At 39.0% G+C, this 26,544-nt stretch carries 20 protein-coding genes; 9 read left to right on the forward strand and 11 right to left on the reverse strand.

The annotated features are described in order from the left end of the window. Nucleotides 1-151: 151 nt before the first annotated feature. Entirely contained in the window at nt 152-988 is an 837-nt protein-coding gene (locus ASU31_RS02560; protein WP_057930806.1) for an N-acetylmuramoyl-L-alanine amidase, read from the reverse strand. A gap of 113 nt (nt 989-1,101) precedes the next feature. Here ASU31_RS02560 and ASU31_RS02565 point away from each other — a divergent pair, with 113 nt between their 5' ends. The 3 genes from ASU31_RS02565 to ASU31_RS02575 all read left to right on the forward strand — a co-directional run bounded on the left by ASU31_RS02565 (nt 1,102) and on the right by ASU31_RS02575 (nt 6,513). Beyond that, nucleotides 1,102-2,781 carry a dipeptidyl-peptidase 3 family protein gene (locus ASU31_RS02565; protein ID WP_057930807.1) on the forward strand — a complete coding sequence of 560 codons (1,680 nt, stop codon included), beginning with the start codon at nt 1,102-1,104 and terminating at the stop codon, nt 2,779-2,781. Between the two features lie 447 nt (nt 2,782-3,228). Beyond that, the gene (locus tag ASU31_RS02570; RefSeq protein ID WP_057930808.1) at nt 3,229-5,670 is read left to right on the forward strand and encodes an outer membrane beta-barrel protein; all 2,442 of its coding nucleotides are present in this window, start codon (nt 3,229-3,231) and stop codon (nt 5,668-5,670) included. Nucleotides 5,671-5,760: 90 nt separating this feature from the next. Next, nucleotides 5,761-6,513 (forward strand): DNA alkylation repair protein, encoded by a 753-nt coding sequence (locus ASU31_RS02575; RefSeq protein ID WP_057930809.1) that lies wholly within the window; start codon nt 5,761-5,763, stop codon nt 6,511-6,513. On the opposite strand, the gene ASU31_RS02580 is transcribed toward ASU31_RS02575, so the two are convergent. From ASU31_RS02580 to ASU31_RS02605, 6 genes are all read right to left on the reverse strand, one after another. Continuing rightward, a complete protein-coding gene (locus ASU31_RS02580; RefSeq protein WP_057930810.1) occupies nt 6,510-7,004 on the reverse strand; it encodes a GNAT family N-acetyltransferase in 495 nt (164 codons plus the stop codon). The genes ASU31_RS02575 and ASU31_RS02580 overlap by 4 nt on opposite strands. Beyond that, nucleotides 7,001-7,561, reverse strand: a complete 561-nt coding sequence (locus tag ASU31_RS02585; protein ID WP_057930811.1) for a hypothetical protein — start codon at nt 7,559-7,561, stop codon at nt 7,001-7,003. The genes ASU31_RS02580 and ASU31_RS02585 overlap by 4 nt, the downstream gene beginning before the upstream one ends. 63 nt (nt 7,562-7,624) lie before the next feature. Then, the gene (locus tag ASU31_RS02590; RefSeq protein ID WP_057930812.1) at nt 7,625-8,917 is read right to left on the reverse strand and encodes a hypothetical protein; all 1,293 of its coding nucleotides are present in this window, start codon (nt 8,915-8,917) and stop codon (nt 7,625-7,627) included. A gap of 59 nt (nt 8,918-8,976) precedes the next feature. Beyond that, a complete protein-coding gene (locus tag ASU31_RS02595; protein ID WP_057930813.1) occupies nt 8,977-9,621 on the reverse strand; it encodes a thiamine phosphate synthase in 645 nt (214 codons plus the stop codon). Nucleotides 9,622-9,868: 247 nt separating this feature from the next. Continuing rightward, the gene (locus ASU31_RS02600) at nt 9,869-12,316 is read right to left on the reverse strand and encodes a TonB-dependent receptor domain-containing protein (RefSeq protein WP_083505240.1); all 2,448 of its coding nucleotides are present in this window, start codon (nt 12,314-12,316) and stop codon (nt 9,869-9,871) included. Between the two features lie 836 nt (nt 12,317-13,152). Next, a complete protein-coding gene (locus ASU31_RS02605; RefSeq protein ID WP_057930857.1) occupies nt 13,153-13,683 on the reverse strand; it encodes an AAA family ATPase in 531 nt (176 codons plus the stop codon). Between the two features lie 435 nt (nt 13,684-14,118). On the opposite strand from ASU31_RS02605, the gene ASU31_RS02610 reads away from it, so the two are divergent. Further along, the gene (locus ASU31_RS02610; RefSeq protein ID WP_057930814.1) at nt 14,119-14,436 is read left to right on the forward strand and encodes a carboxypeptidase regulatory-like domain-containing protein; all 318 of its coding nucleotides are present in this window, start codon (nt 14,119-14,121) and stop codon (nt 14,434-14,436) included. Between the two features lie 210 nt (nt 14,437-14,646). Then, nucleotides 14,647-17,484 (forward strand): carbamoyl-phosphate synthase large subunit, encoded by a 2,838-nt coding sequence (gene carB, locus ASU31_RS02615; protein WP_057930815.1) that lies wholly within the window; start codon nt 14,647-14,649, stop codon nt 17,482-17,484. A 192-nt stretch (nt 17,485-17,676) separates the two neighbouring features. On the opposite strand, the gene ASU31_RS02620 is transcribed toward carB, so the two are convergent. From ASU31_RS02620 to ASU31_RS02630, 3 genes are all read right to left on the reverse strand, one after another. Next, nucleotides 17,677-18,984, reverse strand: coding sequence for a M20/M25/M40 family metallo-hydrolase (locus tag ASU31_RS02620; protein WP_057930816.1), 1,308 nt, complete (start codon nt 18,982-18,984; stop codon nt 17,677-17,679). Between the two features lie 26 nt (nt 18,985-19,010). Further along, nucleotides 19,011-20,843 carry a M61 family metallopeptidase gene (locus ASU31_RS02625; RefSeq protein WP_057930817.1) on the reverse strand — a complete coding sequence of 611 codons (1,833 nt, stop codon included), beginning with the start codon at nt 20,841-20,843 and terminating at the stop codon, nt 19,011-19,013. Between the two features lie 212 nt (nt 20,844-21,055). Then, nucleotides 21,056-22,183 carry a DUF4407 domain-containing protein gene (locus ASU31_RS02630; protein ID WP_057930818.1) on the reverse strand — a complete coding sequence of 376 codons (1,128 nt, stop codon included), beginning with the start codon at nt 22,181-22,183 and terminating at the stop codon, nt 21,056-21,058. A gap of 128 nt (nt 22,184-22,311) precedes the next feature. Here ASU31_RS02630 and ASU31_RS02635 point away from each other — a divergent pair, with 128 nt between their 5' ends. Both ASU31_RS02635 and ASU31_RS02640 read left to right on the forward strand, forming a co-directional pair. Then, nucleotides 22,312-22,629, forward strand: coding sequence for a rhodanese-like domain-containing protein (locus ASU31_RS02635; protein ID WP_029277953.1), 318 nt, complete (start codon nt 22,312-22,314; stop codon nt 22,627-22,629). 101 nt (nt 22,630-22,730) lie between these two features. After that, on the forward strand, nt 22,731-22,928 hold the full coding sequence (locus tag ASU31_RS02640) for a DUF6358 family protein (RefSeq protein ID WP_029277955.1): 198 nt from the start codon (nt 22,731-22,733) through the stop codon (nt 22,926-22,928). Here ASU31_RS02640 and ASU31_RS02645 read toward each other — a convergent pair. Next, nucleotides 22,906-23,937 (reverse strand): dipeptide epimerase, encoded by a 1,032-nt coding sequence (locus ASU31_RS02645; RefSeq protein ID WP_057930819.1) that lies wholly within the window; start codon nt 23,935-23,937, stop codon nt 22,906-22,908. The genes ASU31_RS02640 and ASU31_RS02645 overlap by 23 nt on opposite strands. Before the next feature lie 79 nt (nt 23,938-24,016). Between ASU31_RS02645 and ASU31_RS02650 the strand changes: the two genes are divergently transcribed. Both ASU31_RS02650 and ASU31_RS02655 read left to right on the forward strand, forming a co-directional pair. After that, nucleotides 24,017-25,153: a hypothetical protein gene (locus tag ASU31_RS02650; RefSeq protein ID WP_057930820.1), complete on the forward strand. Its 1,137-nt coding sequence runs from the start codon at nt 24,017-24,019 to the stop codon at nt 25,151-25,153. A gap of 279 nt (nt 25,154-25,432) precedes the next feature. Continuing rightward, entirely contained in the window at nt 25,433-26,416 is a 984-nt protein-coding gene (locus ASU31_RS02655) for a hypothetical protein (RefSeq protein ID WP_083505241.1), read from the forward strand. Nucleotides 26,417-26,544 lie beyond the last annotated feature (128 nt).

The following is a 26,544-nucleotide window of genomic DNA, read 5'->3' on the forward strand; positions in this document are numbered from 1 at the left end:
TTCATCCGTGTTTTTTTGCTAGAATTTGTATTCCAATGCCTGGAGAAGAGAATATGGGCTAGCAAATATTAGCATTTGTCTTTTGCACCATAAACTTCGGACCTCTGACTTTCGGACTCTTTAACCATCATCCCTCTTACACTTTACATCTTTAATACTTCGTATACACATTATACAGCACCAAAACATCTACCGGTGTTAAAGTAGGTGTAATGTCGCTCTGGATAAAATGGATTTTAAAAGCGGTGATTGCTGCAGGGAGATTACTGGTATCGTAACCAATATATTTTAAGGCCATTTCGGTATTGAAATCTACCGGTGGGTTTTTCAGCACATCATCATACCAATAGCCAAAACCTTTATCCGCCAGTTTTTTCCAGGGGAAGTTTTTTGGATCATTTTTCCGTTTAGGTGCTATATCGGCATGACCGATAAAATTCGCCGTTGGGATGCCATAGGTTTTCTTTAAAGTAGCCAACAGCTTTAGCAGGCTATTGATCTGTGCATCAGGCCATGGGTCAGTTAAGCCATTATTATCCAGTTCAATGCCAATAGATGAAGAATTCAGGTCGGTATCTTTTCCCCATTTACTCACACCAGCATGGTTTGCGCGTAAATAATCATTCACCATGTGCACTACTTTACCATCACGGCTGATCACATAATGGGCACTTGTACCTGCCTTAGTTGAAAAAAATGTCTTTATGGTTTGTGCCAAACTATCTTGCGCGGTATGGTGGATCACCACAAAATTTGGTTTCCGTATCCCAAAATTTACAGAACCAACCCACTCCTGATTTGTTGCTCCTAATGAATCGTAAAGTTGACCAATTGGTGGCGTGGTATTGATTATTTTCGAAAAATCCTTTGCTTTTTCCTTATAGATTTTTTCTGTTGCGGCGTATTTGCTGCTTCCGCAGGCAGATAAAATAAGTACAAGAGAAAAAGCGGAAATAGATAATGATTTTGATGACCTGGAAAATAACATAGTATGAATTGTTAGCAAGTTGAAGTTACAAAGTTATCTTAAACTTCACCCAATACATCAAACTTTATACAAAGCTTTCAAAATTTACTAATTTAGCGGCCATATACTTTAATATGAAGAATTTATACAAATCAGCCCTATTTTTATCAGCAGTAGCTATTTCTGTAGGCGCTTTATCGTCTTGTACCGGCAATAATAAATCTAAAGATGAAAAGGCTGTGGTAGTACAAAAAGATAGTCTGATCAATTATGTTTCTCAACGCCTGCCTATTTACGAAAGGGTAAAATTAACCACCAATATTAACGAGTTAAGTGTTAACGACCGTAAAATTTTGCCTTTGTTAATTCAGGCAGCAGAAATTATGGATCAATTATACTGGAAACAAGCCTACCCACAAAGAGATAGCCTGCTCGCAACTATTAAAGATGAAAAAACACGCGATTTTGTTAATATCAATTATGGCCCCTGGGATAGATTAAATAATGATAAACCTTTTGTTGAAGGTGTTGGTGCCAAACCAGAGGGCGCATCTTTTTATCCCTACGGAATTACCAAAGAAGCCATAGAGAAATCGGACCTTGCTGATAAGTTTGGTGCATATTCGGTTATTCAAAAAGACAGTACTGGCAAATTATCAACTGTACCTTATCATGTATTATTTGCTTCAGAATTACAAAAAGCAAGCTCGTTATTAAAACAGGCCGCTTTAATTGCCGAAGATGCCGGTTTAAAAAAATATTTAAACTTAAGGGCAGATGCTTTGGTAACGGATAATTTTACTGCAAGTGATTATGCCTGGTTAGATATGAAAACCAATGGTTTGGATATTATTATCGGTCCGATTGAAAATTATGAGGATAAACTGTTTAATGCCCGTACCAGTTACGAAGCTTATGTTTTAATCAAAGATAAAGAGTGGAGCAAGCGTTTGGCGAAGTATGTAAAAATGCTTCCTGAATTGCAGAAAAACTTACCTGTTGCGGCGAAATACAAAACCGAAACACCTGGAACCGACTCTGAACTAAATGCATATGATGTGGTTTATTATGCTGGAGACTGTAATGCCGGATCGAAAACCATTGCTGTTAATCTCCCGAACGATGAAAAAATCCAACAGGAAAAAGGAACACGCCGTTCGCAGCTGAAAAATGCTATGCAGGCGAAATTTGATAAGATCCTGGTACCGATTTCAAAAGAATTAATTGAAGCCGATCAGCAACAATACATTAAGTTTGATGCTTTTTTTGCAAACGTAATGTTTCACGAAGTAGCTCATGGTTTAGGGATTAAAAAAACCATTACCGGAAAAGGCTTTGTACGTGCGGCATTAAAAGAACAGTATAGCTGGTTAGAAGAAGGCAAAGCCGATATTTTAGGCTTGTATATGGTAACGGGCTTACTTAAAAAGGGTGAGTTGAAAGGTGATATAAAAGATTATTACACCACATTTATGGCTGGTATTTTACGTTCTGTTCGCTTCGGCGTTTCTGAGGCGCATGGAAAAGCCAATATGCAATGCTTTAATTATTTTCAGGAGAAAGGTGCTTTTGAGCGCACCGCTAAAGGTACTTACAAGGTAAACTTCGAAAAATTTGCAACTGCCATGAACGATTTAAGCGCATTCATTCTTACCCTTCAGGGTAACGGCGATAAAGCTGCGGTAGAAAAAGCACAAAAAGAAAAAGCGGTTATCCATACAGAACTTCAAACAGATCTGGATCGGTTGACCAAAAAGAATATTCCGGTTGATGTTGTTTTCGAACAAGGTGTTGACGTGCTTGGGGTAAAATAAAAGATTTCTTTTACCCAGGAATTTAAGGCCATGGATATGCAGGCGTAAGCTTGTTTATCTGTGGCTTTTTTACGTTGTTGGTTCACTGGTTCATTAGTCATTAGTTTATTTGTGGGACTGGGTTAATTGCCTAAGCTCCTTAAAAAAATCTTTCCCTCCGCTATAAAAGAAAAATTGTCATTTATATTTATACGGTAAATAATCCTCAAGGTTAGGGCTGAAGAGGGAATTAAACGCCTAAACTTCTGTCATCGGACCTCCGACGCCGGACTTTTTTAAAATCCCTGTAACCTTTTTAAAAAACGGTCGTCTTACCTATAACTAAACAAGCGGAAACCTTTCGTTTCCGGACTAAACTTTAAAATAAGCAGGCAATTAAATGGCAAGTGTGCATATACGCTATGGAAATCTTATTGCCCATTTTTTTTTAAGAATAAACACCTAAAAATGAAAACATTATACAGAATATCACTTATCGTTACTTTCCTTTTTACCGTTACAGCGGGATTTGCGCAAACAAACTCTAAACCGAACATCAGTGGCGTAATTTTAGATGAAACCAAAAAACCAGCAGATTACGTTACGGTTGTGCTCTTTAAAGCATCCGATTCGAGCGTGGTTAAAACGGCATTTACCGATCCAAATGGAACATTTAATTTTAATGTTTCGGGAAAGGGTAGCTACTATTATAAAGCCAGTAACATGGGATATAAAACGCTTAAAAGTAAAACCATCGTTTTAACAGAAGATAATCAAAAGGTAGATTTCGGAACGGCACAGCTCACCTCAAGCACTCAAAACTTAAAAGAAGTGAATGTAGCGGTAACTAAACCATTAATCGAAAGAAAAATGGATAAGATCGTGATGAACGTTTCCAATAGTTCGATTATGACAGGTTCTACCGCATTAGAAGTTCTGCAAAAAGCACCAGGCGTAACGGTAGATCAGAATGATAAGATTTCGATGATGGGTAAACAGGGTGTGCTGATTCAACTGGATGGCAAACAGACTTATATGAGCAGTGCTGATGTGGCCAACCTACTGCGTAATATGCAGAGTTCAGAGATTGAGAGCATTGAACTGATTACCAATCCATCTTCAAAATATGATGCCTCCGGCAACTCGGGCATCATCAACATCAAAACGAAGAAAAACAAAAATGGCGGAACCAATGGCAGCTTAAGTGCAACGGCTGGTTATGGCAAAAACTTTAGGGGAAATACTGGTTTAAACTTAAATCATAGAACACAAAAACTGAATCTTTTCGGCAACTACAATTATGGAAGAAATGAGCGCGACAACCTCATCGCCATCGACCGTATTTCTAACGGAACCCCAGATACTTATTTCATGCAGGTTGGCACCAGTCACAGAAAGCAGCAGAACAATAATTTTAAAGCAGGTATAGATTATTTTATTGATAAAAAGAATACAATTGGTGTTTTGGTAAATGGTTACTTTAACCATGGAAATGAAACCGCAGGAAACAATACTTTAATTGGCCCCTCTTTTAACCAGGTAGATTCGAGCCTGATCACCAATTCATTTCAGGCAAACAAATACAATAATGTTTCTTATAACTTAAATTATAAATCTGTCCTGGATACCGCGGGTTCAGAAATCTCGGCAGATGTAGATTACTCCAAGTACAAAGGAAACGATGGTTCCAATTATGAAAATGATTACCGCTTCCAAAATGGAGATAGAATCCGTCCTATTAGATATACCCGGAACAACACCCCATCGATTATTGATATCAAAGCATTTAAAGTCGACTATAATGTATCACTTAACAAAACGGTTAAACTCGAAGCTGGGGTTAAAAGCAGCTGGGTTAAAACCGATAATGATTTGCAGGCGGAAATGTTGGTAAACAATGCTTGGCAGAATGATGTAAAACGAAGCAATCAGTTTGTGTATGATGAAAATGTAAATGCGGCTTATACCAATGTAAACAAACAGTTTAAAAATACCAACGTACAGATTGGCTTAAGAGTTGAGCAAACCAATTCGAAAGGAAATCTGATTACCACAAACACCGTTGTAGAACGAAATTACTGGGATTTTTTTCCAACGTTATTTATTCAACAAACGCTTTCAAAAAACAATCAGTTAGGTTTTTCTTATAGCAGGAGGATAGACCGACCAAGTTATGATGCCTTAAATCCTTTTATTTATTATTTAGACGAATTTACCTATAGCAAAGGAAATCCCTTTTTAAATCCACAGTATACACACAATTTTGAGCTTAGTTATACGCTATTGCAAAAGTATATGCTCTCAATTGGCTATAGCAGGGTTAACGATGTAATTGCAGAGGTAATTTTGCCCGATGCAGCAAATCAATCGTTATATCAAACCAATGCAAATATTGCCACAAACATCAGCTACAACGCCAATTTAAATGTGCCTGTTCAGATTACGAAATGGTGGCAGACCAACAATAACTTAAATGTTTTTTACCTCAGTTTCAAATCACCAGATTTGGCCGGGAGCGCTTTAAAAACCGGAAAAACCTCTTTCCAATTTAAATCGCAACAAACCTTTACCATTATGGATGGTTTTACAGCAGAGATAAACGGTAGCTACGAATCACCGCTTGATTATGGAACCTTAAGTTTAAAAGCCCGTTATTATGTCGATGCTGGTTTGAGCAAAGCCCTGTTCAACAAAAAAGCAAGCTTGAAGCTTGCCTTATCAGATGTATTTAATATATCTGAAAACAATTTATCAAGCGCCTATCCGGGTTTAACTTACTCAGTACATCAAAAAAATGAAACTCAAATTGGTAGAATCAGTTTTACCTATCGTTTTGGTAAAAACGAAATTAAACCTGCCCGCCGCCGTGCAACGGGTACCGAAGCAGAACAAGGCCGTATGAAAAATTAACACTCAGCCCTTCAATTGTGAAAACCCGATCAACATTATGCTGGTCGGGTTTTCTGTTTTGTGTATATTTAAACTGGAAACCTGAACAAAATGTCTGTCGAGAAAATCTCCAAACAAACCACAAATTTAACAGCTGCTGCTTTTATTGAAAAATTAAGCGCCTACCAATCTAACGCAGAATTGGAAAAGATTGCCCGTTATTTTAAAACTGAGGAAGATGATTACGGGGCGGGAGACCAGTTTATTGGCGTTCGGATGGGGCAGGTTTTCGAAGTCGCCAAGGCTTTTGTGAGCATGCCTGTTCAGGAAATAGAAAAGCTTTTAGAAAGTCCGGTTCATGAATACCGGGCAGGCGCGGTAAGCATAATGGATTTTCGGGCAAGGGATAAAAAAACAACTGAAGATGTAAAGAAAGCCCTTTTTGAACTTTACCTTAACCGGCACGACCGGATTAACAATTGGGACCTGGTAGACCGTGCCGCATGTTTTGTAGTGGGTAGTTACTTATTTGATAAACCAAGAGCTATTTTATACCAATTAGCCGTTTCAGAAAATATGTGGCAGCGCCGGACAGCAATGGTCAGCACATCTTATTTTATCCGTAAAGGCGATTTGACCGACACTTTTGGTATTGCAGAAATCCTTATAAATGATCGCGAAGACCTGATCCACAAAGCAGTTGGCGGTTGGATCAGACAGGCGGGCACAAAAAATAAAGTTCAGCTAATGGCTTTCTTAGAAAAACATGCTGCAATAATGCCCCGTACCATGCTGCGCTACGCCATAGAACATTTTGACAAAAGCGAACGCGAATATTATTTGAACCTGAAAAGAATAGATTAGAATTTGTATTCCATTACATAATCATCCATAAAGTAACCTTCACCTATATCAAGTTTTACCGATTCTTTAATGGTAAAACCTCCTTTTAGGTAAAAATCCTTGGCGTTATTATGTTTGTTTACATTCAATTGTAAAGCAATTCCACCTGCATCTTTCACCTGGTTAAAAACCTCGTTAATTAAAATTTTCCCAACACCTTTGCCATGTGCAGATGGCAGCACATAAAGCTTGTGCAGTTTGTAAATACGCTCTTCGTGCCCAATAATAGAATATCCTGCAAAACCGAACTGATTTTCGCCTTCCTCTGCAATCAGGAAAATATGCCCTTCCATAAATTGCTTTAGGAGTTCTCCTTTGTTGTACATTTTATCCAACATGTAATCAATCTGTTCCTGCCCGATAATATCGAGATAGGTTGATGGCCAGGTTGCCGAGGCAATATCCCTGATGATTTCTATATCTTCTTCTTTTGCTTTTCTGAGGGTAATCATATTGGTTCGCTAATAAAAATTGGTTGTCCGGAAAAGGTAAATTCTACAAAGCCATCTTTAACTACGGTAAAAATTTCTTCTTCATTCTGCACCAGGTTGGTTACTTCGATATATCGGTTGCCATGGATCAGGAATTCACTTCCTGCAGGTTTCCAAACTGAGAATCCTGTTTTTATGGGATAATGCTTCGCTCTTTCAGTAAACACCACCAGATTAATTTTATCTTCAAATCCGGCAAACTTCTCCAGATCAAATTTCTTCGCAATTACATTTACAGCAGGGTATCTCTCCTCGTACAGATAATTAATAGCCACCATTAAAGCATCAACAGGGCCTTGAATAACTTTTGTATCCTCTTGTGTTTCCTGTCCGTTCCCGTTTACCAGCACATCTATCTTTAAGCCTAAAGAAAAAATCTTATCGTAATTTTCTCCGTTAACCAAAAGCGTAGGGCTCCATTCGAGCAGTTGCCCCAATAGCTCTTCGTTAAAATTCCCAAGCTCATCGATGTATAAAGCTGGCTCTTGTTTTTCTTTTACAATATGGTGTGAAGACATACTGCGAATATAGAAATTTCGCTTTAAGTACGGTAGAGGAAGAATCAGTTAGGGGTAAAATGATTAACGATTGTATGGATATTCACTCACCCAATGGAAGCCCCTGTTAATGAGCTTAAAATCTTTAAGATCTTTCCTTTTAAAACTTACCGATATGGAATCTTTCTCTGTTAGGCCTGAAAGAATCAGCCTATCTTTTCCAATAACATTATAGTTTAAAACATATTTAGTGGAGTCCTTATCGGTTGATTTTAGCAACAATTCTTTTTTCTTCTGATCAAAAACAGTAGTGAAATTAGCGGAACTATCGTTCATCTTCTTTATCCTTACATACCCTGAATAATTAATAATCATCTGTTTCCATCGTGTACTATCAGTAGTTAAAGGCGCTAAAGTTTCACCTTTAAGTTTCATGCTTTCTACATTATAAATACCATACATAAATGGCTTGGGTGCCGCACTACCATAAGTTTTTCTCTGCTCAATTAATGATGATATCAAGAATACCAGCGAAGCAGTAATGTATAGATATTTTGCACCATAAGCCGTAAAGTAAAGCCATCTCTTTTTAAACTTTGGACGATACATTTTTTCGAGCTGCTGGCTTTCATATCTGATAAAAAAACGATATAGTTTTAAGAAATGTGGGGCCAAAATAAAAACACACATCACCACAAGTGCGGTTGAGAGTAGTTTTACAGGAACGTCAAAAAAATAATTCATCGACATTACATGCGCTGTTGCGGCTAAGGATAGAAAGGCGCCCACAACAACCGTTCTACGGAACAGAAGCATGATGGCAGAAACTTCAATAATGCCCATAAAGATATTGTAACCTTTAGAAAAGCCAAGGAAGGTCCATGCAAGGCCCATTGGCGATGCATTTCCGAAAGGTTGAAGCAACCTCATCAATGAAGGATCAGGAAACTGGAGTTTGATAACTTTTATAGAACCGTATAGCATCAATGTAAAGGCTAAATAAAATCTTACCAGTACTACAAGCCAGTAATAAGCCGAATTGTAGCTTTTACGTTTGCGGTCTAAAACTGACCAAATAATGCTACCGATTACCGATACTAAAAATATAAAGAGTAGCAGTACCCAATCATAAGAGGTGTCGCCACTTCCATTGGTGTAAATTGTAAAATCGTAATTATAGTGGATAATGTTTTTAGAGAACCAAGGAATAAGATCGTGTAATACCAGATTTGGCAACTGCAGTACACTTGACAGGAACGTAAAGGCTCCATTGTTATTTAAGATGATGAAAAGAGACAAGAGGAGGAAAAAGAACCTGAAAGAGATTTTTTTATAAATGTTCCAGGGTGCATTGGTTTGAAGAGCGTTTTCAGACATATTTAGCTGGGTTTTATCCAAAACTAAAAATTATCCTATGGGCTTCAAATTATAAAATGTTAATTAACAGCACTTTCTTTAACTAATGTGTAAAAATCTTGATAGGCTTCAATAAAATCATCTGCAAAATTAATGGCTCCCGAAACGGCTATACCATAAATACCAGTTTGCATTAAAGCTTCTACATCGTAGGTCTTTATCCCACCCACAGCTAATACCGGAATATTGACGGACATAGCCTTCAATTCTTTTATTACCTGTTGATAGCCCTCGGTATCTAGAGGCGTATAATTATTGGGTTTGGTTTCAGTTTCTGCAAATGGACCATAGCCAGCATAATCGGCTCCTTCCTGGGCAAGTCTGATTAAATTTTCTACTGTATTTGCCGATCCTCCAAGGGTAATATCAGGGCCAACCAATTTGCGCAGCGCTATAAAATCGGCATCCATATCTTCCATGTGGAAACCCTGTATATCGGCCTTTCCATTTAAATGAACATGATTGGTAACAATTAAGGTGGTACCCCAATCATCACAAATTTCGGCTATTGCATTAATATCCTTTAAGAGTTCTTCATCACTTTTGCTCAGGCAACGGTACTGGATCCATTTTGCACCAGCCTCGCAGGCCTGTTGTGCCTGTTCGATATGGCTTAAATGTGGAATATCGTGCGTAATGTAATGAAGTTTCTCTATGTATTTCATACTGGGTGAACAGGATTTTTAAGATGATCAGATTTTAAGATCAGGAGGGCAATATAAACAAAATCGCCATTGCAAGTATATTCCGCAATGACGATCCTGTTTTAGCTTTAATCTTTTTTCAGTTTCATACTATATGGCGCACAGACCATCTGAATAGGATCTTGTTTAGTGAGCCAACAATTAATGGTTCGAGTTGACAACTTTAATAGGCGATTTGCCTGGAAAGTTGTCAGCTCTGAATAACAGATTAAAATTTCACATTCAAACTTAGCAAAAAGTTAGTTCCTGCTTGTGGGTAAAAGAAGTTTTCGGTTACCCTGCTTCCACCTGCCTGGTAGCCATAGGTATAACCATTGCTTTCGTATTTCTTATCGAAAATATTGTTTACCAATAAACCCAGGTTTACGTTTTTAACACCTGCAAATTTAAAGTCGTAGCCCAAACGTGCATTGCTTACCCAATAACCGTTAATGGTTCTACCGTTGTTCTGCGTATTATCCAAATATTGTTTACTTACATATTTGCTCTGTAAGGCTACAGCAAAACCACTAACAGGTTTGTAAACCAGCTCCCCAAAAAGAACAGCATTTGGAGAATAGGAGATGTCGGTTAACTTATAGTTGTTTACAACAAATCCGCCATTATCGTAATCTTCATAATATTCACTAAAATCTTTGATTTTATTCCTACTCAACGCAGCATTGGCATTTAATACAAATTGCTGGCTAATGATATAAGAACCATCTACCTCAATCCCTAAACGATAGCTTCTGTCTACATTCTGACGATAGTTGGCTCCAACATCATTTATTTGCCCGGTAACAACCAATTGGTTTTTATAAAACATACCATAGGCATTGGCACCTAAATTAAATTTATCATTTTTAAATCGGTAACCTAACTCTACATCATTCAAACGTTCAGGTTTTGGAGAGATACCCGCTACCGCAGCATCTGTATAATCATCTCTGTTGGGCTCTTTGTTGGCCACACTAAATGAGGCATAAACATTGCTCTGCGGATTGATAAAATATGTTGCCCCAAATTTTGGGTTAAAGAAATTTAAGGTTTCGTTAATAGCCAAAGTGTTTAGTTTGTTTTCCGTTCCGGCAACATCGAAATATACCCGGCGGTACTGTAGGTCGGCAAATAAGCTTAACGATTCTACCGGGCTATAATTTACTTTACCATAAACGTTAAAATCGGTTTTAAAACCATCGTTATCATAATAATGTCTGTCTATATTTCCATTTGAAGCATATTGTGCCCAGATTACCTGCCCGAAGTGGGCGCCTTTATATTCGTTATATGCACCGCCCAAAGTAAAGTTTAAATTCTTTTGAGGCACGTAGTTAAAGGCATAGGTAATGCCATAAAAATCGTTATCCAACCAACGGCGACGGATCAAATCTGTACTTGTAATCGGTGTTCCTCCCGGAATAACAACCGGATTTAATCCATAATTTTTCAGTTCATCCTGTACCCTGTATTCTTCATAATAACCTTCACCTTTAGTATAATGTAAAGCGCCGTTGAAAGAAAACTGATCGGAAAGCTGTCTGGCATAAATTAACTGGTAATGGTTTTGTGTATAGTTATCCGTTTGGTTATTGTACAAGAAACTGTTGTAAGTTCTTCCCGAATTTAAAAGATTAGCAGCATCATCTGCACCTAATCCGTTTCTGGCAATATAGGCATTCATTCCGGCCACATCATTTTCTAAGCGTGATTGCGGAATACCGTTCCATGATTGATAGGTTTTCTCATTTCCTGAAAAAACATTTACGCGCAGCAGGTCTTTATTGCCATGGTAAGCACCAGAAAGAAAATATGATTTAAGCAATGACGAACCACGGTCTACATAACCATCAGAGCTGATCCTTGACAAACGGCCATCAAAGCTAAAGCGGTTGTTAATCAAACCTGTTCCAACCTTAACGGTGTTTTTCCAGGTATTGAAACTGCCGTAGGTGCTGTTTACTTCGGCATAAGGCTCCATTTCGCTGGCAGTTGTCTGAATATTTAAACTCGCACCGAATGCACCTGCACCATTTGTTGAAGTACCTACACCTCGCTGAATCTGTATATTATCTACTGATGAAGCAAAATCGGGCATGTTTACATAAAACGTACCTTGACTTTCACTATCGTTGATCGGAATACCGTTAACGGTTACATTGATCCTGCTATTGTCGCTACCGCGGATACGGATACCTGTATAGCCAACGCCAGCACCAGCATCAGAATTAACCACAACTCCTGGTGTGTTCTGCAGGATAAAAGGCAGGTCTTGTCCGAAATTATTCTGTTGGATTTCTTCCTTGCTAATATTCTTATAGGTAGTTGCTGATTTTTCTGTTGCCCGTGTTGCACGAACAATCACCTCATCTGCCAGGAAATTTTGAGGCGAGAGGCTAAAATCCAGCGTAGTATGCTGTTTAAGTTCTACAGCTTTTTCGATTGTTTTATAACCTACATAACTTACTATAATCGTGTATTTTCCATTACTAAGGTTTGTGATGGTGTAGTTTCCTGAGGCATCGCTTACAACTGCCGTTTTTTGATTTCTCAATTTAACCGTAGCACCCGGAAGTGGCTGCTGGTTTTGATCTGTTACCTTACCTGTAACAGAAATTTGTGCCGATACAAAGAAGGGCAACATTGCAACAAGCGCTGCAAAAAGTAAATTTTTCAATTTTATTGTTTTTAGTTAAACCCATCGGAAAAGGGGCATTGCCGATTTTCAGTTAAACTTCCATAACTCCAATCCCTACGCCGGCATTACCCGGATCAGGTGCATTCGAGGTGGCTGGCTGGAGGGTTTTAAGGTTGATGGCATTACCCCTCTACCTTTTTACCTTCTACCTTTCACCTCAAAATGGGTATGATCTCAGCCTGTTTTTGTGTTTATTTAAACAAGGCACCCCTAATGATGGTGCAAATGTAGGAAATATTTAACAATAAGCGTGTTTTTTGGTGCTTTCTGGGCTAAATCTACAAAAACTGATTGCTTAATGATGAATTTTGCACCTTTTAGGTTTAGAAATCGAAAGTTCTGTGCCCTGTGGCAAACTGCTGTTAATTAAACCCGACAGGAGCAAACATCCCGATTTCTTCAATCGGGACAAAGCGGATGGCGGGACCACAGCATCTATGAAACACTGTACTTTCATTTCCTAAAAAGAAAAACATTTTATTATTAATAGGAAACGAGTGGTTTCTGAACATTTAGCTTTTTCAGCCCCGCTTTTGGTACGAGTTCCGATGAAGGATCGGAAGCTCTTCCCGACAATCGGGTTTATTTCACTTAGGCCGGTGCTTGGAAAGCAAACCGCTGTTAATTAAACCCGACAGGAGCGAACATCCCGATTTCTTCAATCGGGATAAAGCGGATGGCGGGACTACAGCATCCATGAAACACTAACCTTTCATTTCCTAAAAAAACATTTTATTATTAATGGGAAACGAGCGACACTGAGCCTGGCATTTTGAAACAAAGTCCATGAATTTAATCAAGAAACATCTATTTTCTTATACACCAAGAAAATCGTTTACGGCCATAATTGCATTTTCTAACCTCTCATCGCCCAATCCACTAATTACTTTATAATTTGCATTTAGTGCTTTCAGTTCCTTATGCCAAACCTGCATAAAATATTCGCGTTTCTCCGGAAAATCACGCAGCGGATCATCTTGCCAGGGCAAATCAATGTCCATTAACAGATACAGGTCGTACGGTCTTTCAGGCAGTGCATCCAGCACTAGCTGTGGTGTTTCACATAATACTTCATCGCTCCAGATCTTTACCGTAATAAAAGTCGTATCGCAAATAATAAAATCGCTTTCGGTCGTTACTAAAATGGCATCTTCTAAAGCTACCTGCCCGTAATACATATTCACTTCATCCTGCAGGGTATAGTCGGCAACCAGGTTTTCGCAGTAATAGCGGGCATACTCTGGCACCCACGAAACTTTATAATATTTGGCCAGCAATTGGGATATAGTAGATTTTCCCGTACTTTCCGGGCCAACAATAGCGATCTTTTTAATGTTTTTATTCACGATATGTTTTCTGAATACGGTCAAATGTAAAAGAAAAAGGCTTAAAAGAAAAAATCCGGTTGAGGAGGGCTCCTCTAACCGGATAATAAACCAAACAAACTATTTATGAAGAAATCCTCATGGCGGGTAACTAATCCGCGGAGGAAGCTTTAGATCATTGTCTAAAGTATATACAAAACGTACATATGTTCTGCTTATTACAACATTATTGCCAATATTTCTAATATCACAACTTCGTGACTTAATTCTGACGTGTAGTGCCACTTTTACGAAATTCTTTTAACACTAATTAACATTTACAATAAAACCGTACATTTGATTTTGACAGTCGTGTATATTTAATAGTACAATCTGAAAATTAGTGTTCATTATTTAAAACTATTTGTACTAAATGGTGTTATTTATTTAAGACATCAACAACTAAAACGTTATACCATGAAAAAGTTATGTGTTGTATTATCTCTTCTAATTGTATTTGCTTTAGGTTCGATTGCCTTTACAAATATTAAATTGGGTGGAATAATCGGAAAAATTACGCCGGGTGATGCGGCTTCTGCTGTATCGCTTGTAGCGGCGACAGACACGCTAAAAGCGCAGATTAGCCAAGGTGTTTTTACTTTTACTAACCTCAAAGAAGGCGTTTATACTGTTGTGGTAAAAGCCAATGCACCATACAAAGATGCTGTAATAGAAAAGGTTGCCGTAAAAGATAGCGCCACTACAGATTTAGGCGAAATTAAATTACAGCAATAGTCCGTTTCACAAAAGAAAAATCTAAAAAGAGCACTTAAATAATGCTCTTTTTTATTTTAAAAAAAACACCTTAAAATCACGCTAAAGATGTATCTTTGCATCCCGACAGAACAGTTGGGATTTTTCTTCTTACAAGCACAAAATCTCGTTGCTTTCAGGGTTTCAAAAGAACCAATACTTTAGAATTTTAATTATTGTTTAAGCTTTATCATGCCTAAAGACACTTCCATACGCTCAGTACTGATTATCGGATCTGGACCAATTATTATTGGCCAAGCCTGTGAATTTGATTACTCGGGTTCGCAAGCGGCTCTTTCTTTAAAAGAAGAAGGAATTACCGTTTCCATTATCAACTCCAATCCGGCTACAATTATGACGGATAAGGTTATCGGCGACCATGTTTACCTGCGCCCGTTAACTGTTGATTCAATAGAGGTTATTTTACAAGAGCATATCGACTCTGCAGATTTACCTAGAATCGATGCGGTACTTCCAACTATGGGAGGCCAAACTGCATTAAACCTTTGTAAAGAAGCTGAAGAACGTGGTGTTTGGGAAAAATATGGTGTAAAGGTTGTTGGTGTAGATGTTGCTGCAATTGAAAAAACTGAAAACCGCGAAGCTTTCCGCCAGTTAATGGTTGATATCGGTGTAGGTGTTGCAGAATCGAGAATTGCCAACTCATTTTTAGAAGGTAAAGAAGCAGCACAAGAAATCGGTTACCCACTGGTAATCCGCCCTTCATATACCTTAGGTGGTTCTGGTGGTGGTTTCGTACACAAAAAAGAAGAGTTCGATGCCGCTTTAAAACGTGGTTTAGAGGCTTCGCCAACACATGAAGTATTAGTAGAGAAAGCCGTTTTAGGCTGGAAAGAATATGAGTTGGAGTTATTAAGAGACAGCAATGATAACGTAATCATTATCTGTTCGATCGAAAACTTCGACCCGATGGGTATCCACACAGGAGATTCGATCACGGTTGCTCCGGCAATGACCTTATCTGATCGTTGTTACCAGGAAATGCGTAACCAGGCGATTAAAATGATGCGTGCAATCGGTAACTTCGCTGGTGGCTGTAACGTTCAGTTTTCGGTTAACCCTGCAAACGATGAAATTATCGCCATCGAAATTAACCCACGTGTATCACGTTCATCAGCCTTGGCAAGTAAAGCAACCGGTTATCCAATTGCAAAAATTGCCGCAAAACTAGCAATCGGTTACAACCTGGATGAAATTGAAAATCAGATCACCAAAACTACTTCAGCATATTTCGAACCTACTTTAGATTACGTAATTGTTAAAATACCCCGCTGGAACTTCGATAAATTTAAAGGCGCTAACAAAGAGCTTGGCTTGCAGATGAAATCGGTTGGTGAGGTAATGGCAATTGGCCGTACTTTTATCGAGGCACTACAAAAAGCTTGTCAGAGTTTAGAGATCAACCGCGCAGGTTTAGGTGCAGATGGCAGACAGGTGCGCAATATTGAAGAAATTATGGACGGTTTGGAGCACGCTTCATGGAACCGTTTGTTCTTAATAAAAGATGCCATGGCAATGGGCGTACCTTTGGAGTCTATCCGTAAGGTAACCAAAATTGACAAATGGTTCTTAAACCAGATTCAGGAGCTTGTATTGCTTGAAACTGAATTGAAAAGATATTCACTAAACAATATCCCGCAGGATTTCTTCGTAACGCTTAAACAAAAAGGCTTCTCTGATATCCAGATCGCCTGGTTGTTAGGGAATGTTACAGAAGATGAAGTTTACGATCGCCGTAAAGCTTTAGGTATAAACAGGGTATATAAAATGGTTGATACCTGCGCCGCGGAGTTCCCGGCCAAAACACCATACTACTACTCTACTTTCGAAGAGGAAAACGAATCTGTTCCATCTGATAAGAAAAAGGTAATTGTATTGGGTTCAGGTCCTAACCGTATCGGTCAGGGTATCGAATTCGATTACTCTTGTGTGCATGGTTTATTGGCAGCAAAAGAAACAGGTTTTGAGGCCATCATGATTAACTGTAACCCTGAAACGGTTTCAACAGACTTTAACATGGCCGATAAATTATATTTCGAGCCGGTTTTCTGGGAACATGTCCGCGAAATTATCGAGCTGGAAAAACCAGTGGGCGTTATCGTTCAATTGGGTGGACAAACAGCTTTAAAAATGGCTGAGAAATTAACCGAAAGAGGCATCAAGATTATCGGAACATCTTTCGAGAATATGGACATTGCTGAAGACCGTGGCCGTTTCTCAGACCTGTTGAAAGAATTAGATATTCCTTATCCAAAATATGGTGTTGCAGAGAATGCTGAAGAAGCAATCGTTGTTGCAAACGAAGTAGGTTACCCTGTATTGGTCCGCCCGAGTTATGTACTTGGTGGACAAGGCATGAGTATCGTAATCAACGATGAAGACCTGGAAAAAGCAGTAGTAAAATTACTAGGTGATTTACCGGGCAACCGTGTATTGATCGATCACTTTTTAGATAGGGCAGAAGAAGCAGAATCTGATTCGATTTCTGATGGCGAGGATGTACACATTGTGGGTATGATGGAGCACATCGAGCCTGCAGGTATCCACTCAGGAGATTCATTTGCCGTATTACCTACATTCAGCTTATCAGAAACGGTAACTAAAGCAATGGAAGAATACTCAATCAAAATTGCAAAAGCATTAGATGTACGCGGTTTATTAAACATTCAGTTCGCCATTAAGGATGAGAAAGTTTATGTAATCGAGGCAAACCCAAGGGCATCGCGTACAGTTCCTTTCATCGCAAAAGCTTACGATGTTCCATACATTAATATCGCAGCTAAAATTATGCTGGGTGTAGCAAAACTGAAAGATTTTACCATCGTTCGTAAACTTAAAGGTTATGCCATTAAAGAGCCGGTTTTCTCTTACGAGAAATTCCCGGAGGTAGCGAAAGAATTAGGTCCTGAAATGAAATCTACAGGTGAGGCGATCCGTTTCATCAAAGATTTAGAAGATCCTTACTTCCGCAAGCTTTACAAAGACAAATCGATGTACTTGAGTAAGTAACTGCTTACGAAGACTTGTAAAATAGCAATGGCCAGTGATGATTTTCACTGGCCATTTTTTTTGTGATGTTTTATTATGTTGTTCGTCATGCTGAATTTATTTCAGCATCTTTTCTGTTATTAAGACCCTGAAATAAATTTACTGCGTAGCTTTCCGCTGCGCTACAGGTCAGGGTGACGATCGCATTATATTTTATTGCTTCAACTTCGGAATCCTCGTTGGGGTATCCGTTCCGTTTACAATGGTAATTGCGCTCTTTGCTATGGCTTTGATGGTAGAAAGAATGTTTTCTACATCTAACGAACTGTATTCGTCTTTCACACTATGGTACAATTTATCAATATCAATTTTATCCGTACTGATGGTATGCGCCGGAACGCCTAAAGCAGCTAAAGTTGCATTATCACTTCTATAGAATAAGTTTTGATCCGGATAGGGGTCTGGATGGAAAGTAAATTCAGTCCCGGCTAAGTTTTTCTGCAAAATCTTCCCAAAATCAGATCTTTCGTAACCTGTAATAAATGCGGTATTCTTGCCAAATTTCGAATCCTTACCAATCATCTCAATATTGAACATAGCTACTACATCATCAGGATTTAGTTTTTCTGAGAAATATTTTGCACCGAAACCACCGATTTCTTCAGCGGTAAAAGCAACAAAGATTAAAGTACGCTCATTGTTTTTCTGTGCTTTGTAATACTTGGCCAATGCAATCATAGCTGTTGTACCTGAAGCATCATCATCTGCGCCATTGGCAATACTATCGCCATCTACACTTTTTAAAAAGCCTAAATGATCATAATGGCCTGAGAAAATTACAATTTCTTTTGCCTTTGATTTACCTGGAATTACCCCTGCAACGTTAAATAAAGGCATTTTATCTACCTTACTTTTAAATGTTGCCGAAAAATCTGTTGCAGCATCTTTACCCAAAACAAAAACCTGCACAGCGCTTGTAGCTGCTTTAACATCTTTCTCATCAACGGTTGCCGGTTTACCGAAGTAACTTCTATAGCGGTTAAACAGATCGGCAAATTTATTGTCAACAAGAATAATCTGATTTTTGCCGGCACCCATCATTGCCCTTAGCTGAGGCACGAATGCTTTTTCGGGATCTAATTTAACAACAGTGGTGTTCGACTTATCAAGCGTAACACTTTCGGAAGTTACACCTGAAACGATTAAATTTTCTGGGGCAACTTCCTGTCCATCTATTTTAACGCTTGTACTTAGATTGGTAACCTGGTATTTGTTAAAGGTTTGGCGGAAAGTTTTCTCTCCTGTTAAAGGCTTTAAACCGATCTTTTTAAATTCAGATTCGATAAAAGTAGCTGCTTTATCAATACCTGGCGTAAAGGTTGCACGCCCCTGCATATCATCAGCACTTAATGTTTTAATCAGGTGATCCGTATATTCGCGGGTAATGATTTTATCTATGTTTTGCGCTTTAAGCTGCAAACTTGCCATCCCTACAAGGGTAAAAAAGAATATTCTCTTCATATAATATATAATAAGTATTAGTTTTGTTATTTAGATTTTACCTGCGAGGTTAACCATTTATCCCTAAAAGTCTGCATGGCTGGTGTTAAATTCCCCCCTGTTTTTTCAATGGGAACAATTTCTAAAGCCGGGTCTTCTATTAAGGTTAATTGAGCCGTTTTCTCTTCTCCACGGTAAAGATAAGTAACCTTCAGCACATCACCTGGTTTGTGAGCATCAGTAATGGCCGTAACTGCAGCAACATCCTTTAATACCTCACCATCGATGGTTAGCAATACATTATCAACGTCTAAACCTGCCTCATATGCAGGCGTACCCATCAGTGTTTGACCCAAAATCAATTTTCCATCCAACGTATTAATCTTGCCAAAACCTGCAAAAGCTTTACCAGGATTTGCTTTGCGCAAAACAAGGCCCGCATTTATAAGCAGCTTGGCATAATCGTTCTTTTGGATACCGTAAATATATTTTTTAAAGAAATCGGCAGCGAAAGCAGGATTTTTAGTCAGCGTTGCGAGGGTTTTCTCTAAATCAGGAACGGTATAGGCAATTTCTGGCTTGCCGTAAGCTTTCCAAAGCGCACGCATATAATCATCAAGGCTGAGTTTAAACTCAGCTCTTAAACGGAGATCTAAAGCAAGGGCAGTTGCAGCACCATAGGTATAGTATGAGGTGAAAATGTTGCCTTTATTGGTCTGATCGATAGCCACACCAGCATCGGCAAACACCGCATACCTACTGGCCTCAATCGGCGAAAAGTTTTTTGCTCCTGGCGAAAGTAAAACAGCATTTACCAGGCCGTTAAAAGTTTGTATGGCATTGTCGGCAGTTTTTAAACCCGCCCTTGTTAATAGCAGATTGCCATAATATTGGGTAAAGCCTTCAGCCAGCCAAAGTTCATCACCCATATTGGCATGCTCGAAATTAAAGGGCTCTAAAGTTTTTGGCCTCAAACGCTCTACATTCCAGCTGTGAAAATATTCGTGCGAAAAAGTACCCAGGAGGTTAGATTCATAACCTGCAATTTTTGGTGTGCGCTGCACAATCGAAGTAGAGTTTCTATGTTCCATTCCATCGCCTGCATTCTCCGGATATACGTCATCCAGAAAATAATAATTACCGTAATCGTATGTGGGGAATTCGCCCCAAACGGCAAAATGTTCATCGACCATTTTTTTAAGCATCTCAGCATAGTTATCGATGGTTTTCTGATCGTCGTTAGCATGCGTAATTAAATGGACGGTCTGTACTTTACCATCGGTATTTTTAACCTGCCAGCTTGCTGTTTTATAATTGGCAATTTCGGTAGGACTGTCCATAAAATATTGAAGATTTGGCGCAAAATAAGTCCCGTTGGCCATTGGTTTAAGCTGTGTAGCTACTTTCCAGTCCTGTTTTTCGGCATAATTGAATTTAACCAGTCGCGGTCTGTTATCCATGCCTACCGGAAAAGCAAAAGTTGCCGGTATATTCATGTGTGCATGGGTTTCGTCGAAACCAGCATAGGTGCCGTCAATCCAGTTTCCAAAAAGTGTATAGTTTACTTTTACGCTGGAACCATGATTGGGAATTTCATAAACATCGCCCGCTGTTTGTTTAATAACCAGCTGTTTGCCTGATGCATCGAAAGCTTTCAGGTGATATACATTTTTTCCAAACTCATGTGTAGCATAACGGCCCGGAGACGACCTGCTCATTCTAACCTTTAGCGTACCCGCAGGAACATTCGGGACAACCATGCTTATTTCAGCTTCATGATGGATAACATTTGGAAAGGAAACCGTATAACTGATCTCATTTTGGGCAAAAGCCTGCAACGATAGTAGACCAAATACCGCAGCACCTAAAAATTTCTTCATAAAATCGGGATTACAAGGGCAATTTAATAAAAATGGAAGATGTTTGAGGTAAAATGTACGATGGCTAATAGTTGATGGTCTGATAATCAATAGCTGATAGCCTAATGTTCACCGTTGATTTTTTTCGGTTTAATAGTTTAGGAGCTTAAGCCATGACCTATGAGCCATCTGACCATAAACCATCCACTTTAACCCCCTTCTTACATTTCCCCTTAGCCCTCGCTATCCCAATCGTGTTTTTCGAGATCGCGGTAAGCTTTTCCTTTTATAATTTCCTTCTTCTTTGATGATTCGGAATCAACCCTAGTTTCGTGAATGTTATCGGCCACCTCAAAATGGAAATCCTTATCCTTTTTAGAATGATAAATCGATACTTCATCTCCATCCGCTATAGCATAATCATAAGGGCCTCGTGCACTCATCAGTTTTACAAACACAGGTAAACATTCAAAAAAGATAAACAGCAGCCCGATAAAAGTAACCGCAATTGCCGTATTGTTATCCCGCGTGCCATCAACATTAAATTTAAGCTGCCCTAATGCCCAGTTGCGGTCGGCAAAACCAGCAATATCCGATAAACTGTCTAACTGTTTTTTAGTATACAGCTTTTCGGTAAACAGGCCATCAAATTCTTTGCGTTTATCTACAAAGCCTTCCGATTTATTAATGGCAGCTTTTAACGAATCTAATTCAGCCGTACGTTGTGCAATTTCTGCTTCCTTACGTTTGGCATAAGGTCCGTAGCCCATTACCCCTGATGTTTCGGTAGTTTTGTTACCAAAAATCTCGAAATTAAGCTTTTGTCTATCTGCTTTAATTCCTTTTTCAAGCGAGTCCCGTGTGGCTTTCTGTTGATTTAACCTGCCGAATTCTACCTGATATTTTTTCTCAAAGGCTTTGTTCAGGGTATCAATTTTAGAACGCTGGCCGTTTAGGTAACTTACTTTTAGGCGCTCTTTAATTTCCTTATCGAAAATTTTAAGCTCTATTGGTCTCGAAATAACCATACCAATCATAATGGCCAGCAGAATACGTGGTGTAGCCTGCAACAACTGTTTATTGGTACTGGCGCTTTTATTGATGCTCGATACGATATAACGGTCCATATTAAAGATGGCCGCCCCCCATAAAAAGCCGAAAACAATGGCAAAAATTACGGCCAGATCATCCCCCTTAAACACAAAATACATGGCATAACCCCCAGAAAGAGCTGCAAATAAGCCTGTAAAAAAGATGGTGGCGCCAATGCCAGTATATTTATTTTGTTCTGAAGGATACTTTTCCAGTGTCGGGATATGAGCGCCAGAGCAAAACCAAAAGAAACGGTTCAGTTTGTCCATTTGTAACTATTTATAATTAAACGCCTAAGGGTTACAGTTGTTACAGTTGCACACAAAATTTTATGGCATTTTTTTGATGGGGAGCGTAAAGTTGATTTTCCTATATTTGCATAAATACATTTAATAAAATGAAAGAAATATCGGTACAAGAACTAAAAGAGAAAATCGATAACAAAGAAGATTTTCAATTGATTGATGTTCGTGAGACATTCGAATATGAGGTTTCCAATCTTGAAGGCGAGAATATCCCTTTAGGTGGAATTTTAATTGAGGCTGATAAGGTTGCGAAAGATAAGCCGGTAATTATTCAGTGCCGCAGCGGGAAAAGAAGCGCAGCAGCAGTAATGCAGTTGGAGCAACAATACGGATTTGACAATCTTTATAACTTAAAAGGCGGTATTTTAGCTTGGCAAGAAGCTTTTGATCCGAGCATGCCGGTATATTAAAATAATTATTGAATTTTGAATGAGAGAATGATTGAATTAGTTTAAGCTAGTCACATTCACTCATTCAAAACTCACTCATTCTATAACTCAATCCTTCTACCGTGGGTAAAAAATTTGCTTTAAATATCTTCTATAACCTGGCCATTATCCTTTCTATTTTCGGATTGGTTTGGTGTTATAACAATGCTAAATATCTTCCAGCTGGCTTTTTGGTAGGCACTACGGCCTGTTTGTTCTACTTTAAGTATCAACTTACCAAAGACATCAGAAAAAGCTTTAAAGAAAAAGATCAGAAGTAGCACCCGTTAAGCCTAAACCGGGCAGATCTCTTAAGATATACTTACCGTTTTCGAAAGCTGGGTCGGTAAAGGGATTATTCTTGGTAAGCCATGGCCCATCCAAATCGGCCCAATTACATAAGGGTGCCAAAGCAACCGCAGCCAAAGTAGCGCAACTGGTTTCGCTCATACAGCCAATCAGCACTTTCATCCCAAAAGAACGGGCTTTCAAAATCATCTGATGCCCTTCGTACATGCCACAGCTTTTCATCAGTTTTACATTAATGCCATGATAGGCGCCTTTCAGTTTGTCCATGTCGGCTAAACGCTGTACGGCTTCATCAGCCAACAGCGGGATCGGACTGCGCTCGGTTAACCAGGCATTCCCATCAAGGTTATTTTTATCCATAGGCTGCTCAATTAACACCACGCCCTGGTTATGCAGCCAATAAATTAAATCAATCGCTTCAATTTTATCTGTCCAACCCTGGTTGGCATCCACATATAAGGGTACATTGGTCATGCTCCTGATCGTTTCGATAATCTCCTGATCGTTATCTCTCCCCAGTTTAACTTTGATCACTTTAAAAGCCTCGGCATCTTTCAGTTTTTCGCGGATTACCTCAGGCGTATCAATCCCAATGGTATAAGAAGTTACCGGCATTTTTGCAGGATCTGCGCCGTAAATTTCATAACAGGGTTTATTTAACAGCTTCCCCTGTATATCGTTAAGCGCAATATCGATAGCCGCTTTAATGGCGGGCTGGCCTGGAGCAAGGCTATCCAAATAGCTAATAATTTCTTTGAAATCGAATGGGTATTGGATTTTATCCCAATCTACAAGGCTAAGAAAAGCCGCTGCGCTTTCGTAGCTTTCGCCCATATAAGGCACCATAGAGGCCTCACCATAACCTGTTACACCTTCATGTTCTACCTTTAACAGCATTAAGGGGGTGCTGGTACGGGTAAATTTCGAGATCGAAAAAGGATGTTTTAATTCTAATTCAAATTGCCTGCAACTAATCTTCATTATCAATCGTCTTCTAAATAAATAAGGTAATTATCGTCTTACAAATTATCTTTGTTTTATTAACGCAACTACCACTGCCATGAAAAACAATTCAAGATTACGGTATTTTATTTATTTATCCTTAATAATTATTGGGGGATGTACCACAGGAAAAAAAGCCTTACAAAAAGGTGATTATGATGCTTCGGTTGCCAAAGCGGTAAGTAGATTGCAAAACTCGCCAAAAAACAGCGAAGCCATGCAGGTGCTAAAAACGGGATACGATTTGGCCCTACAGGATCATTTAAGAAAAATTGAAGAGGCAAAGGCATCTAACGACCTTTTCAGATGGGAATCGGTGATGTACGATTATCAAAAAATCAATCAACTGGCAGATGAGATCAATAGCTGCCCGGCCTGTTTAACGGTTGTTCCTGGTCCGACAAAATACATCAATGAACTTGCTGATAGTAAATACAATGCTGCTGCGGCAAGGTATAACTCGGGTTTGGGCTATTTGAGAGAAAATAACCGCCAATCGGCTAAAAAGGCTTACTACGAATTTGAGAAAACACAGAATCTTCAACCAACTTATAAAGATACCAAAGCCAAAATGGAGGATGCTTATTGGGCAGCAGTAACCAGGGTTGTGGTGCAACCGATTATTGTAAACAGCGGCATGTACAAATTAAGCGCTGATTATTTTCAGCAGCAGATCGATCAGTTTATTGGAAATTACTCGAGAAATAAATTTGTGATTTTTTATGGAGAAACACAGGCAACAGATCAAAAAATTGTTCCCGATCAGGTATTGAGTTTAAACTTCGACGATTTTGTGGTAGGCCAAACCTATGTAAAAGAAAGGGTAGAAAAGTTGAAACGCGACAGCGTAGTAATTGGCGAAACCCGTGAGAAAAAGCCAATTTATGGTACAGTTAAAGCCACCTTAAGTATTTTCGAAAAGAACATCTCCTCATCGGGCTTATTGGATATGAGCATTACCGATTGGGGTACAAAAAAACTGGTACGCCAGCAGAAATTCCCTGGAACTTATGTATGGAGAGACAGTTGGGCGACTTATAAAGGCGATGACAGGGCACTGAGTAAACAACAATTGGCCATTACCAGAAGGAGAGAACAATTGCCTCCACCTCCAAGTACTTTGTTTTTAGAATTTACCAAACCCATTTACAACCAATTGGTTGATGATATCAGTTATTATTATAATAACCTGTAGACCTTACCCTGTTAATGGACATGGTAAAGCGATGTCTTTAGTTGAGGTAGTATCATAAGACGATTCACCTCAGATGCTATCATGTTGTCCAAAGGACTCCTACGGAGAGTTTGTCGAAACACCTTAAAGCGTATTTAAGCAGGTCCTTCGACAAGCTCAGGATGACAAATCTTTATTTAGCTCTGCAAGGGTAATAGGTAAAATAAGTCAACTAACAGGGTGAGACGGTTGTAATCCCTGCGTTAAAATAAAATATCGGTGCAAAGCCCTAAAAATATAATGGCTAATATTGCAGTGATGAATACCGGCTTATACAATCCATTCCAAAACTTCGATTTTTTATACAAAATCTGCTTCTTAAGTGGCAAAACTTTTAATTCGCCTGTTATTCAGGTACCGTTAATTCCAAAATGGCTCTTAGAACAGGCTGGTTTAAGCGGCGAAGAGCAGATCCAGTTTTTGGATGAGAGTATCCGTTCGTACAACACCTTGGTTATCCCGGTAAACAATGAGGTGAACGAGCAGTTTTTAAGCCCGCTTGAAAACAAGATCGAAGCAGCCTTTGCAACAGGTTATGATGCTGTTTCTGCATTGCCAGAGCTTGATCTATTTAACTGGATCGGCAAGTTTTTATATGGCTTTGTCTATATCGAAATGCATTCGGCCTTACATAAGGAAATGACTGCCGATGGTTTAAATATGTCGCAATCGTTAATGATGAAATTTGCCAATCTGAATTTCATGATGCAGAACCTGTATACCAGTTTGGAGTTTGAAGATTTTTCACCATGGTCTATCACGGTAGTGAAATTAGAAAACGGAGAAACACCGTTCAGTTTCCGCGATGAGATAAACACTTTAACCTTCTCGTTAAAAATGAAGGATTTTGGTATCATCGCCTGTTTACAGGATAATGGTACTAATAAACGCTATCATCAGGATATCATCAACGAAATAAAAGGAAAAGCACTAACAGCCGAACAGTTTGAAGAGCTAAGTGCGCGTTTTTATTATTCGGCCTATCTGTTTAACCGCTTGCCTGAATATACTTTTATGCCTGTTGAAGGTACCACCTATATCGAAGCCATGCCATTACGTGGAAACATGACTAAACCGCTTTTTGATGTCTGGCAAAATAAAGTATATGCGCAGGTATTGGAAAACTTCTGGAAACCATGGGGTTATGTAGTATTCGAGATTATTAAAAATCCCGATGAACCGATGAGTTTCTTCGAGAAACCTTTTTTACCTACTGCAGGCTAGTTTTTGCAGCAGATTTGCACAGATTAAATTTTTCGATAACCTAAACGAGATCGTCATTTCGAGCGGACCCGATAGCTATCGGGTGCAACGAAGTCGAGAACCACGAAGTGCTCAGCGAAGCTAAATCT

This window comes from Pedobacter ginsenosidimutans (assembly GCF_001442625.1).
Lineage (GTDB): Bacteria > Bacteroidota > Bacteroidia > Sphingobacteriales > Sphingobacteriaceae > Pedobacter > Pedobacter ginsenosidimutans.